Raw genomic sequence first — 13,172 nt, forward strand, 5'->3', positions numbered from 1 at the left:
GACAGTCGGATTCTTGCGACAGGATTCGGCCGGGTTACCCGCCGCGCCGCGATCGATCGGAGACACGGACCGTCACGAGGTCGAAGGGTTGCGGAAGTCGTTTGTGCGCTGGAGCACCCAGGCCGCAATCCTGGTGCGCGAGCCGTACCCCAGTTTGTTCAGTATGTGATCGACGTGGCCGTCGACAGTGCGCTGAGAAATGACCAGCTTGTCCGCGATTGCTCGGTTGGTCAGGCCCTGTGCGACGAGTTCGGCCACCTGCTGCTCCCGCGGAGTCAGCACTTCGTCGGCCGCCGATTTCGGTGATCCACCGGGCGGTTGCTCTCTCAGCGCGCGGGCCGCTGCGTCGTCGAGAGTCAGAGCTCGTCCATGAGCGAATGCTGTTTGAAACACCCTGTCTCCGATCCGGTTACGAGCCTCGGTCACGCTGTTTTCGTGGTACGGGACCATGCTCCTGAAGGTGTCCATCGGGCTGCCCGTGGCGGTGAACAGCGTGTCGGCAGCTCCCATCAGTGTGGCTGCCAGCTTTGTGTCCCGGTCGACAAGCGTCCACGCGATTTCCTCGAGGCACCATGCACATCCGAACTGGTTACCCAGCCCTCGCAGCAATCGGAGAGAATCTTCGAGTAGCTCGATACCGCGAGCGTGGTTGCCATGACGCCACAGGGCGGATCCGTAGTCCGACATCGTCATCGACCGCCACAAGATTTCGCCGCGCGATTCGGTGAGGGCCAACTCCTCCTCGTAAATACTTGCAGCCCGGTCGGTTTCGCCGAGTGCGTCGACGACGAAGGCGAACCAGTAGAGCGCGGGTACCAGACGGGCGATGTCGTCGTTTGCCCGGAATGCTGCGACAGCCTGCTCCAGGTACTCGGCGCCGCGCACGAGATCGCCGTCGGCGACCGCGACGAATCCGAGCGTGTACCGCGCCAGTATGCGTCCGTCGTCGTTCCGCTGCATCTCGGCCTGTCGCCGAGCCTCTTCGGCAATGCTTGTCGCCGAAGCGATATCTCGTTGGAGGGCTGCCAGCAGTGCGCCTGTCGCGGCGGCCTCGACTACCGCCTCATCGAGAGTGCCCTCGGTCAGTTCGGGCACCTCGGCCAGGGCGCGACCCAACCAGTAGCGACCTTCGTTGAATCGACCACGTGCAAGCCAGTAATCATGCAAGGCACTTGCGGTACGCAATGTGGCTTCGACCGAGTCGGGTTCGGTCAGACCGAATTCCAACGCGGTGCGCACGTTGGGTAAGTCGCGGTCGATCCGCGTCATCCAATCGATTTGGTGCGGCCCCGTCCAGTCGACTCCGGCGCGGAAGACGAGTTGCCTGAACCACTCACTGTGCCTGCGCTGCAGCGAGACCCACTCGTCGACTGACACCAGTTCACGCCCGTAGTCGCGAAGAGTCTCGAGTAGGCGGTAGCGGACGTAAGAGCCGTTTTGTTCACGGATGAGGATCGACTTGTCGACAAGGGACATCACGAGATCGCCCAAGTCGTCGTTCTGTGCTTCGTCGGCGAGAATTCCTTCGACGGACCCGAGATCGAAGCTACCCGCAAATACGCTCGAGTTCGCCCACAACGACTTCTCCGGCGGCGTACACAGAGCGAAGCTCCAGTCGATACTCTGTGCAAGCGTTTGTTGACGCGCTGGAGCGTTCCGGCTGCCCCGCGTCAGCAGTTGGAAGCGGTCGTCGAGTTTTTGCAGGATCTGATCGACCGACATCGCCCTCAGTCGGGCAGCCGCCAACTCGATCGGCAGTGGTAGTCCTTCCAACCGGCGGACGATCTTCTCCACAGCCGCGCTGTTCTCGCTGGTGATGCGGAAGTCCGTCACGGAGGAACGTGCCCGCTGCTCGAACAGCATCATCGCATCACCATCACGGGTGTCGGTTGGCGACGGCGCCTCGGTGGGAAATCGCAGAGGCGGCACCCGTAATACCATCTCGCCGGGAATGTCGAGCGGTTCTCGGCTGGTCGCCAGAAGTGCCAATCGGGCACAGCACCGGAGAAGTTCGGCGGCGGTGTCGGCAACCCAGCCGATGAGGTGTTCGCAATTGTCCAGAACAAGCAGGACACGTTCGTCGACGAGACGGCCGATCAGTACCGATCGCGGTGACCGCGTAGATCGGTCTTGTACTCCGAGTGCGGCAAGAATCGTCTGATCGAGAAGTGCCGGCTCCCGCAGTTCGCTGAAGTCGACGAACCAGACGCCCCCGGGGAACGCACGGGAGGAATCATCGGCGGCACGGAGCGCCAAGCGGGTTTTGCCGACCCCACCCAGGCCCGTAAGGGTCACAAGCCGGTAGTCCGACAGCAGGCGTCGGACTTCTTTGGCCTCGGACCGACGACCGACGAAACTGCTCAGTTCGATCGGTAGGTTTCCTCGTTTTGCCGCCATGAGAATCGCGCCGAATTTGTACGTCCTGAGTGGATTGACCCCACACAGTGTACGCGGAATCGCGTGTGCGAAATCTGTCAAGGCACCACCGGTGTTCGCCCGTGATTGCCGTTGGGCCGAAGCTTTTCGGTGCATGACGCGGAATAGCGAGCACTTTCCACCGACGTAGTTCGCGCCTCATTCGAAAGGGATGAGAGGCGCATTTCATCTTTCTGGCGCACTTACGATTCGGGCATGAAACGTGTGTGGGAAGGTGTGCGGCGCTACGGCAAAACGCTGCACTCGGTCGGGTTGTCGTTCGGTCTGGTGTTTTTCGTCCTCTCGATGAGCCCGTCCCTCTTACCGCGCGCGTGGTACCTGCAGGGCGTGGCAACCGGTATTTCCGTCGCCACCGGGTACGGCATCGGTGTGAGCGTGGCGTGGATGATCCGCAAATGCGGAGTCGAACCGAGATGGTCGGACCGGACCAAGCGGATCGGTTGGGCCGTACTCGCCGTACTGGCAGTGATATTGGTGCCTCTGTTTCTGATCTTGGGTTCGTGGTGGCAGCAGATCGTCCGTGATCTGGTCGAGGCGCCTCGCGTGAACCGGGCGAACTATCTTCTGGTGCTGCTGATTTCGCTGGTGGTGTGGTTGACCTTGTTGGAGGTGGGTCGTGGTCTGCGGTATCTCACCAGAGGGCTCGCTGCCGTTGCTCTGCGGTTTGTTCCCAAGGAAGCAGCGAAAGTCGCGAGCTTGGTCGTCGTCTTCGCGTTGGCGATCTTCGTCGTCAACGGTGCCCTCTACAACGGGCTCATCGCTTTTGCGAACTGGAGTTTCTCCGGCGCGGACAACGACACGCCCGATGGTATCGACCAGCCTCTGATCGCCGAACGCAGTGGTTCACCCATGTCTGCCGAGGCATGGGATTCGCTGGGCAAGGAGGGTCGCACTTTCATGGGTAGCGGGCCGTCTGCGGTGCAGATTTCCGCGCTGACCGGCCGGGACGCGAAGCAACCCATCCGCGTGTACGCCGGCCGTGAGTCGTCGGATTCCGTCGACGGTGTCGCGCAGCGGGTCGTCAACGAACTCGAGCGCACCGGCGGCTTCGACCGTGCCGTCCTGGCAGTAGTGACCACCACCGGCCGCGGCTGGGTGAACGACGACGTGGCGTCCGCTTTCGAATACGTCCAGGGCGGCGACACCGCCATCGCGGCGATGCAGTACTCGTTCCTTCCCAGCCCTTTGGCATTCATCGCCGATCGCGAAACCCCGATGGCCGCAGGCCGGGCGCTGTTCAACTCTGTCTATGCGAAGTGGATCGATCTGCCGCTCGACAAGCGCCCCAAGCTTGTCGTTTTCGGCGAGAGCCTCGGATCGTACGGGGGGCAGGCCGCGTTCGCGGGAGCACAGGACATGGCGACGCGGGTGGATGGGGCGTTGTGGTCGGGGACTCCGAACTTCACCGCTCAATGGCAGGAGATCACCAGCAGTCGTGACTCCGGCTCACGGGAAGCCGTGCCGGTGATCGACGACGGGCAGTCGATTCGTTTCGCTGCCTATCCGGAGGATCTCGAACTGGATGCGCCGTGGAACGACTCACGCGTCATGTACTGGCAGCACGCCAGCGACCCAATTGTCTGGTGGTCTTTCGACCTGCTTCTGAACAAGCCGGACTGGCTTGCCGAGCCTCTCGGCCGTGATGTCGATCCGGGAATGACGTGGATACCGTTCGTGACATTCTGGCAGGTGACACTCGACATGGTCTTCTCGGCGGACGTTCCGCCAGGTCACGGGCACAACTACGGTGCCGAGGCGGCGGACATGTGGGCGCGGATCCTGCACCCCGACAACTGGTCTCAGTCGGACACCGACGCGATTCGCGGCGCTCTGACGAACGACTTTCAACCCACCAAGTAGTAGTGCGGAGTGCGGACCTCGTGACGGTCTCTCGTCGTTGGACCGGGAGTACTCGCTCTAGATCGTTCTATCACTGTTTGTCAGCTATCTAACAAGGAGCGCGATGCATTCATCAAGAACACTCGTAGCTGCGGTGGCGCTGAGCGCGATCACTGTATTTGCCGGGGCTGGGTCCGCGGTTGCCGCGCCGGCGGTCGGATCTGTCGATTTCGGTTCGTCGAGCGGATCCGGATCAGGAACCGGTTCGGCTAGCGGATCCGAATCTGGTTCTGTCGATTTCGGATCCGGCGGACCGGACGTCGAGCATCCGGTGTCGACCTGCTTCTGGTCCGTGCCGATCAATCCCGAGCGCGCGGACCCACAGCTCAACTACGCCTTTCCTGACACTGCGGCGATTTACTGGGCTGCGCAGTTCACAATCCCCGAGAACGCCGAGTTGGTTATCCGAGGGCAGTATGCGCATGCGCGCTATCAGTCGTTGAACTCGTACAACGCGGCAACCGCGATGCCGACCGCCGTCCTCAATGACATTTCGACAGCTCCCGACGCAGGTTCGCGCAACACCTATCTTCCCGGTGCCGATCGATCGAACGAAAGTGCCAGGTCGTACACGGCTTCCGTCCTCAACGAGGCCTCGCCTGTTGAGCCGAAACCCAACACCTTGTATGCCGGTGTGCCAGGTCAGGACCGGATAAGCCTGCTTTATCGCATCTACCTGCCGGACAACGGGCGTGATCTCACCGGCGGCGTTGGACTGCCTGAGCCAGAGCTGCACCTTCCCGGTGGTCAAGTGCTGCGGGGGCAGGATCTGTGTTCAGCGGTCGGTGCGGACAACGGAATCTTGAAGCCGGCTTCGCTGCCGTTAGACACGTACAAGGCATTGCGTGACCAACCGGGCAAGCCTGCGACATTCCCTTCCGAGCAGGCACCAGTCTGGCGGGCGTACTACAGCGCCGAGTTCACGCTCGGCTGTACCTATCTCGGCAAATGCGATGGCACACCCCAGCGGGTGGGCGGGCAGTACTCCAACATCGACAACAGCTACGTCACAGCCGAAGTCAACCGTGGGTTCGGCGAAGTTCTAGTACTTCGGGGAGAGTTGCCGAGGACTCCGAAGACTACAGGCGGCGCAAAGAATCTCGACAGCGCGGTCGACATGCGGTTCTGGTCGATGTGCAGCAATGAATCGCTGGCAACGACGAAGGTAGCGACGTGTCTGTTCGACGAGCAGATGGCCACTGATGCGGATGGTCGCTACACGATTGTCGCGTCGCTCCCTGAAGACCGACCCGCAAACGCTACGAAGGAATGTGGGGTGTCATGGCTTTCGCTCTCGCCGGCCGGTGACGGCGCAGGGCATCCCGACGATTCCCTCTTGATCATGCGGAACATGCTGCCGGCCAAGGACTTCAGCCACGCTGCACACGATACCAAGACGCCCGGCGACGAGAAGGCCGTGATGGGAGAGTATTTGCCGGACGGGCAATATACGTCCAAGCTCGCGTTCGAGGGCAGTGGCTGCGCGAAGTAACCCGTCTTTACGCGTGAGGTCACTACTCGAGATTGTGTCTGGTGATCCTCCTCGATGATGTCGGCTGCGCTCTGCTGCGAGCGCAGCCGACACACCGTTAGCCAAGTCTTTTCGCGATCTTCGGTGGGGAATCGAGGCCTGCGGTTCAGGCACTCATCCCTTTCGAATGAGGCATCAACTACGCAGGCGCTCGCAGTGTCAGCATTGTCGCGCAGCGGTATCAGCTGTGCTCTGTTGTCCGCCGTGGCGGACAGGGGCGCCTTTTCTCGCCTACCGCCTATCCTGCTTGCTGCAATCAGAAATGAGTTTTGACATGGGTTCCGTTGTCGGAGAACTTCTCCCATTGGCCGTCGGTGTCGCCGTGTCGCCGGTGGCCGTCATCGCCACTATCTTGATGTTGCTCTCCAAGCGAGCGGGTAGCACCAGCGCCGGGTTCGCGGTGGGCTGGTTACTCGGAATCTTCATCGCTACAGTTCTTTTCGTCATCTTGTCCAGTGCCGTCAGCACGTCAGACGACGGACCGTCCGCCACGGTTTCGTGGATCAAACTAGCTCTCGGTGTCCTCCTGTTGGCCGTCGGGGTCAAGCAGTGGCGGGGGCGCAGCGGCGAGCACGAAACACCGAAGTGGATGCAAGCCGTCGACGAGATGACCGCGGTCAAGGGATTGGGCCTTGGATTCGCGCTCGCCGCGATCAACCCGAAGAACCTGCTCATGTGCATCGCGGCCGGAGTGTCGATCGGCTCGGCGTCGTTGGCGACCAGCGGAGCGATCACCTCGATTCTCGTATTCACGGTCATCGCCAGTTCAACTGTCGCGATCCCGGTCATCGGATACCTGGTGGCTGCTGATCGCCTGCGAAAGCCATTGGCCTATCTCAAAGTCTGGCTCGAGGACAACAACACCACGGTGATGAGTGTGTTGATCTTGGTCGTCGGAGTTGTTCTGATCGGCAAGGGAATTGGCGGAATCTTCTGATACCCGCTCTTTCGCGTGGTGTGAACGCGCGATTCCCGGATGATCGTTCGATCAGGCGCGCTTGACCGCGTAGTCGCCGTCGGCGTGACCGATCAGTTGCCATCCGCCCTCGATCGGGGACAGTCGGACGTCGGAGAGATTCGTGGTCTCGAGCTGTGGCCGGTCGGTGCCGGGGTACCAGGCCTCGACCCGTCCGGTGCCGCTCCCGTCAAACCCGTCACGCGATACCTCCGTCAGCGAGCCGGGCGCTGCCCGCGGATACGCTCGCGAGAGTGGCGCGGCGAATCCCTCTACGAGCCCGAGTGATTCACCGGACGGGCAGTCGATGCGATTCAGATTTCCCTGCGGCTGGTGGGTATTGCCGTCGCGAACCGGGTGGGGGTCACCGCACGCTTGTGTCCACGACCACCACGCGCCGCCCATCCGGTACCTGTCGGTGGCATCGACGAAGCGGTCGACGTCTGCTCTCTGCTCGTCGGCGTCGCCGAACCAACCCCATTCACCTGTCCACAACGGTGCGTCGTACCAGGCGGCAGCGAGGTCGGCGATCTTGAATCCGTCTTCGATTCCGGGAAATTCGCTACTGACCGTTATCGATTCGCTGTAGAGATGGGGCGAGAAGACCACCAGGGGATCGGTCAGGTAATGGCGTGAAGGCAGCGCGTCGAGGCCGAAAGCCGACCAGATCGCGCTGGGCTCGAAGAACACGAGGTGTGGAAATCCTCCTGCTTCGGCCTGTCTGATGGCGTCGGTGGCCCGCTTGTAGAACTGCCCGATCTGATCAGCTGCCGTGAATGGATCGCGCAGGCCGGGGTTCGGTTCGTTCAACAGGTCGTATCCGGCTACAGCTGGTTCGTCTTTGAACTCGGCAGCCAACCGCGCCCACGTCGCGACGAGGCGACTCTGGATTCCTTGCTCGTCGTCGTAGAACGCCTGGAAGGCATGGGCGATCGCGGGTGCGGCTTCCCTGAGTCCACCGATGTTGCAGGTTGTCCATCCGCCGGTCAGGGTTGCCCACTCGGGTGCGCCGTCCCAGCCGACTCCCGGCCGCATGAATGACGGGCACGACTGGTCGCTCGGGGTGCCGACGTACGGGCCCCATGCATCCTGATGCATGTCGAGAACGGTGTAGATGCCGTGGTCTTTTGCATCCTCGACCGCTACTCGAACGCGGTCGACGTACGCAGTGTCGAATGCACCGCGGATCGGTTCCAGGAGGGACCACGCGACGTTGAGTCGGACGACGTTGAAGCCCAGCGCTGCCATCTGCGCGAAGTCCGTTCTTCCCAGCGGCGTAACGGTGGGTAGACCGGTGCCGTTCGTTGCGTAGTCATTGAGACCGTTGGCGTTCACGCCGCGGAGCAACACCGTTCGTCCGTCGACGTCCTTGATCGTTCGATCTGCGACGGTCAGTTGGGGGAGAGTCCAGCCCGGATCCGGTGGTGCAGCGTTCGCCGCCGGAGTTGCAATCTGGAGGACCAGGATTGCGAGGGTGGCAAGCAACAGCGCACGCATCCATCGACCTTTCTAGACAAACGTCCAATTCCGAGTCGAGGCTAGCGTGAGAAGACCTCTTTCCGGCGCGGTTTGCTCATACCTGTCACGGCCCCGCGTTGCCGAGAACACGTCGGACACGTGCTCCTGCTGGAGGTGTCATCATTGTCGACAAGTCTCGACCCGAGGGAGCCCTGGTGAAGCTTGCATTGACTGATCTGATCGAACAAATGCCTCGTGACGATTTGGCGAGTACGCGAGCGTTCTATGCGTCGCGGCCTGCCGGTGTCGGTCCGAGTTCCCTGCAGGAACTGCTTGTGGTGCGAGCATCCAGGGTGGTTGATCCCACGGCGAGCCGGGCTGTTGAACACGCACTCGACATCGAGGGCCGATCCGTTTCGGTGCGCGTAGTCACTCCGAAAGACGGCGATGTCAACGGGGTCTATCTGTATCTTCCGGGTGGGGGTTTCTACATGAGTTCAGCGGCCAGCGCTGACGCCCGAAGCATGAGACTTGCCGACGAGGTCGGGGTGGTAGTGGTTACCGTCGATTACCGGCTTGCACCGGAATTCCCTTGGCCGGCAGCGCCGGACGATTGTGAGGAAGTCGCCTTGTGGCTGCTTGAGGTCGCTGCCGAACGGTTCGGGACGACCAGGCTCGCCATCGGTGGCATGTCGGCGGGAGCAACCTTGGTGACGACGACGTTGCTGCGCCTTCGTGATCGAGGTCTGGCCAAGGCATTTTCGGGTGCGGTGCTGGAAGCGGGTACGTACGACGTCAGTGCCCAGACTCCCGCGGGCCGCACCATCAGCGACGAATACTTCATCGAAGCCTACGTCGGCCATGTCGATGATCGCACTCTCCCGGATATTTCTCCGACATTCGGCGACCTCAGCGGCCTGCCGCCGACCCTCGTTGTCGTTGGATCAGAAGACGTGGTCCTGGCAGAGAACCTTGCCATGGTGGCGCGACTGTCGGCGGCCGGAAACGACGTCGACTTGCGTCTCTATCCTGATGTCCCGCATGGATTTACAAACCATCCAACGCCTGTTGCCCGCCGCGCTGCGTCGGATATGGGTGCCTGGCTTGGGCAATGTCTCGACGGCGAGTCGGAGTGACAAGCACGGGCGCGGCCGCGGTCTGTCGTTCGAACGGGCCCGGCGTGGTCGATGGCGACGCAGTGACGGGCAAGAGTTTCTTCCTGCCGGATGGCGGCTGGCCGGGCACCTGAACACATGTCCGGTTTCTGGAGCAAAGTCGGGACGAGGAGCGTGCCACCCTTGTAATCTCGCACGGGAGTTTGCGGGGCGCGGGGTATCCCGCACAGCGAATGAGAGGATGAAGGTGACAACTGTCTACACGCGCCGCCGAGGGGCGCGCCCTTTCGGAATCGCCCTCGCTGCGCTGGTCGCCATGGGTGCGGCCCTGACAGGCCCCACACTCGCCTCCGCCTCGAGCGGCGACCTGCAATTGGGTTCGAGTCAGTTCGGATCGTCCGGGGAGCAACCGCCGCTGCCGGAGATCCCACCGCCGTCCGCGGCCGAGATCAGGCTCGACGAGGCGCGGAACTTCCGCGACATCGGCGGGTATCGGACTACCGACGGCAGGACCGTCCGGACAGGCCTGGTGTTCCGTTCCAACAAGCTCAGCTCGCTCAATGAGACTGATCTGGCAAAACTCACCGCCGCGAACCTGACCCTCGACGTCGACCTGCGCAACGCCTCCGAACGTGCGGAGGATCCCGATCGGATCCCCGCCGGGGTCACCTACCAGGTCGCCGACGTCGTCAGTATCGAACACGGCATCGCGTTCCACGAGTTCGTTCCCCTGACCCTCGGTCGCGCGTTGATCGACGGCGCAGTCAAGGGAACCTCGAACATCGGCCAGAGCATCGGCTACCCGTTCATGGTCAACTACCGTGGTTCCGATGTCGCCTTCCGTGACCTGCTGACTGCGATCGCGAACAACTCCGACGGCGCAACCGTCTACCACTGCAGTGCAGGGAAGGACCGCACCGGCTGGGGTACCGCGATCCTGCTGACCATTCTGGGTGTCCCGCGTGAGTTCATCAGTGCCGATTTCATGGCGTCGAACACGTACCTGGGCCGGGACGACGCGGTGGACCTGTCGTGGCTCGATGCGGCGTATGCACAGGTGGACCGGCTCTACGGCGGTATGGATACTTACGTACGGGAGGGCCTCGGCGTCGACCAGGGCACTGTCGACTCTCTGCGCGCCAAGCTTCTCCTCTAAGCGGAGCTCCACGCCCGGCTTCTTGCCTACTCGGACCTTCTTCTGTCCCAGTGCGACCTGTGGTTGCGGGAGCGCGCGATTGTGTGGCGCCGCTCCTGGGGTGGGCCCGAGGTTTCTTGGCCGTGTGCGATCACCAAGTGGCGCAAGAACTTGGCGCGCAAGAATCACGACTGGTCATGGACTCGACGCTGGCCAATTGGTCAGCATCGAATCGAGAGCCTCGAGGATTCTTGCCCAGCTTTCGGCGCTGTCCGGTGCACTGTGGCTGAACGATCCACCCAGCTCGAGGCTGGCGTACCCATGAAAAACGCTGCCGAGCAACCGAACTGCGTGGGTCTGATCGAGATCGGTGAGGTTGTACCCGCGCAGAATCGATCGCATCATCTGCGAGTGTCTGAAACCCGCGCTCGCGGCCGCGGCCTCCGGGGTGAGGCGCATCTGTGACGCGGCGTACCGACCAGGGTGTGACCTCGCGTAGTTGCGGTACACGTTCGCGAAGGCGGTCAAGGCGTCGCGGCCGGACCGACCGGCCACGGCGTCAGCAGCCTGGTCGGCCATCTCTTCCAAGGCAAGCAGCGCGATTCTGGTTTTGAGGTCGTTCGAACTTTTCACGTGCGAGTACAGGCTTGCGACCTTGACGTCGAACGCTCTGGCGACCGCCGATACGGTCACCTGCTCGAAGCCCACCTCGTCGGCCAATTCGGCGCCCGCCACGGCGAGGCGTTCGGGTGTCAGTCCTGCGCGAGGCATGTCCGTTGGTCCTGTTCGTCGAGAAGTGAAACCGCTTGCCTAAATAGTATAGGCAAATTACTGTGTGCTGTAGTTAAAACCTTCGCAACTTATCTACAGGTGAATGAGATGAACAGCCAGAGCAGCTGGATTACTACCGCAATTTCCGAGGACATCGTGCGCGGAGCCCTCGAGCTCGAGCGGACCGAACGCGGTGTGCTGACACACCGTCTGCCTGCCAGAGCTCGCACGCAATTCGCTGACGGGCAGATGGCAATGGCGCAATCACAACCGTCCGGAGTGCGGCTGGTGTTCCGAACCAGCGCTACGGCCATCGAACTCGACACTCTGCCCACGAAAATGATCTACATCGGTGCCCCGCCGAGGCCGCAAGGGGTGTACGACCTGATCGTCGACGGCGAACCAACCGGGCACGCAATCGCTGAGGGTGGCAACACGGTGACGATCGACATGGCGACCGGTACCGCTCAGAGACAATCCGGACCCGTCAGCACCATCCGCTTCGCGGACTTGCCCGCGCGATCCAAGACCGTCGAGATCTGGTTGCCGCACAACGAAACCACCGAACTTGTCGCATTGCGAACCGACGCCCCGCTCGAACTCGCAGTCGGCACGAAGCGCGATGTGTGGCTCCATCACGGAAGCTCGATCAGTCAAGGCTCCGGCGCTGAAAGTCCCTCCCGCACTTGGCCTGCTCTCGCAGCCTCCCTCGGCGGCGTGGATCTGATCAACCTCGGGTTCAGCGGCAGCGCTCTGCTGGACCAGTACGTCGCCCGCGCTATGCGAGACACTCCTGCCGACCTCATCAGCATCAAGATGGGCATCAATCTGGTCAACTCCGACGTGATGCGCCTGCGGGCCTTCACGTCGGCAATGCACGGCTTCCTCGACACGGTCCGCGACGGTCATCCAGTGGCTCCACTGCTGGTCGTCTCGCCTGTCTATTGCCCGATTCACGAAGACACGCCTGGACCTGGTGCATTCGATTTCGACGCGCTTGCCAGAGGCGAAATGCGATTCGTTGCTACCGGCGATCCCGCCGAGCGCGCAGCCGGAAAGCTGACGCTGCGCTCTATTCGGGAAGAGTTGGCGCGCATCGTAACCCAGCGATCGGCGGATGATCCCAATCTGCATTACGTCGACGGGTGCGATCTCTATGGTGCGGCCGAGAACGAAGAGTTGCCGCTTCCCGATCAGCTCCATCCGGACGCTGCGACGCACCGTCTCATCGGCGAACGCTTTGCCCAACGGGTATTCGCAGACGACGGCGCATTCGCACGCTCGGTGTGATCGCGCAATCTGGTTCGATCGGATTTCACACGATTTGACCCTGACGTAGCGTGAGGGCTCACGATGGCTTCATGACCGATACTTACCCAGCATTCGACATCAGCCCCGTCCCTGTCCCCGCTATAGACGCCGTGCCTCCGGAACAGTTCCGAGGTCTCTACGGAATGCCCATGTTCGTGTCGGTTCCGACATCGGATCTGGCCGAATCTGCCGACTTCTGGATCCGTGGGCTCGGTTTCTTCGACCTCTTTTCGGTACCGGATCGACTGACGCACCTGCGACGCTGGGCATTTCAAGACGTTCTGCTCGTGCCCGGCGAATGTGCAGATTCACCACCGTCCGTCAGTGTGAGCTTTGCGTGTGTGCTGAGTCAGATAGACCAGATAGCACAGGCGTGTGAGGAATTGCGGCCCGGATGCACCAGCGGTCCACATCTGAAGCCGTGGAATTCACTGGAGTTGGAGATTGTGACACCGGAGAACGCGCGCGTGATCATGACGGCCGCTCGTCCGTACGACCCGAACAGTGCCGAGGCCGAGCATCTGCGAGGGATGGGAATTGACGGACCCGACGACTGAACCG

General features: G+C 62.0%; 10 protein-coding genes. 7 read left to right on the plus strand and 3 right to left on the minus strand.

Annotated elements, in window-relative coordinates; genetic code table 11:
* Window positions 1–72: 72 nt before the first annotated feature.
* A complete protein-coding gene (locus ASU23_RS21400; RefSeq protein ID WP_058038845.1) occupies window positions 73–2,397 on the minus strand; it encodes a LuxR C-terminal-related transcriptional regulator in 2,325 nt (774 codons plus the stop codon).
* Window positions 2,398–2,631: 234 nt separating this feature from the next.
* On the opposite strand from ASU23_RS21400, the gene ASU23_RS21405 reads away from it, so the two are divergent.
* From ASU23_RS21405 to ASU23_RS21415, 3 genes are all read left to right on the plus strand, one after another.
* Window positions 2,632–4,296 carry an alpha/beta-hydrolase family protein gene (locus tag ASU23_RS21405; protein WP_047271397.1) on the plus strand — a complete coding sequence of 555 codons (1,665 nt, stop codon included), beginning with the start codon at window positions 2,632–2,634 and terminating at the stop codon, window positions 4,294–4,296.
* 103 nt (window positions 4,297–4,399) lie between these two features.
* Window positions 4,400–5,827, plus strand: a complete 1,428-nt coding sequence (locus ASU23_RS21410; RefSeq protein ID WP_058038671.1) for a hypothetical protein — start codon at window positions 4,400–4,402, stop codon at window positions 5,825–5,827.
* 313 nt (window positions 5,828–6,140) lie between these two features.
* Window positions 6,141–6,803 (plus strand): GAP family protein, encoded by a 663-nt coding sequence (locus tag ASU23_RS21415; protein ID WP_058038672.1) that lies wholly within the window; start codon window positions 6,141–6,143, stop codon window positions 6,801–6,803.
* A gap of 51 nt (window positions 6,804–6,854) precedes the next feature.
* Here ASU23_RS21415 and ASU23_RS21420 read toward each other — a convergent pair whose 3' ends face one another.
* The gene (locus ASU23_RS21420; RefSeq protein ID WP_058038673.1) at window positions 6,855–8,318 is read right to left on the minus strand and encodes a glycoside hydrolase family 5 protein; all 1,464 of its coding nucleotides are present in this window, start codon (window positions 8,316–8,318) and stop codon (window positions 6,855–6,857) included.
* A 176-nt stretch (window positions 8,319–8,494) separates the two neighbouring features.
* Between ASU23_RS21420 and ASU23_RS21425 the strand changes: the two genes are divergently transcribed.
* The gene (locus tag ASU23_RS21425; protein WP_058038674.1) at window positions 8,495–9,415 is read left to right on the plus strand and encodes an alpha/beta hydrolase; all 921 of its coding nucleotides are present in this window, start codon (window positions 8,495–8,497) and stop codon (window positions 9,413–9,415) included.
* 220 nt (window positions 9,416–9,635) lie between these two features.
* Entirely contained in the window at window positions 9,636–10,550 is a 915-nt protein-coding gene (locus ASU23_RS21430) for a tyrosine-protein phosphatase (protein WP_007735104.1), read from the plus strand.
* Window positions 10,551–10,724: 174 nt separating this feature from the next.
* Here the strand turns inward: ASU23_RS21430 and ASU23_RS21435 are convergent, their stop codons facing one another.
* Window positions 10,725–11,300: a TetR/AcrR family transcriptional regulator gene (locus tag ASU23_RS21435; protein ID WP_030535586.1), complete on the minus strand. Its 576-nt coding sequence runs from the start codon at window positions 11,298–11,300 to the stop codon at window positions 10,725–10,727.
* 108 nt (window positions 11,301–11,408) lie between these two features.
* Between ASU23_RS21435 and ASU23_RS21440 the strand changes: the two genes are divergently transcribed.
* Window positions 11,409–12,590 (plus strand): GDSL-type esterase/lipase family protein, encoded by a 1,182-nt coding sequence (locus ASU23_RS21440; RefSeq protein WP_058038675.1) that lies wholly within the window; start codon window positions 11,409–11,411, stop codon window positions 12,588–12,590.
* A 71-nt stretch (window positions 12,591–12,661) separates the two neighbouring features.
* Window positions 12,662–13,168 carry a hypothetical protein gene (locus ASU23_RS21445; protein ID WP_058038676.1) on the plus strand — a complete coding sequence of 169 codons (507 nt, stop codon included), beginning with the start codon at window positions 12,662–12,664 and terminating at the stop codon, window positions 13,166–13,168.
* The last annotated feature ends 4 nt before the right edge of the window (window positions 13,169–13,172 follow it).

The organism is Rhodococcus sp. KB6, from assembly GCF_001445685.1.
GTDB classification, from domain to species: Bacteria; Actinomycetota; Actinomycetes; order Mycobacteriales; family Mycobacteriaceae; genus Rhodococcus_F; species Rhodococcus_F qingshengii.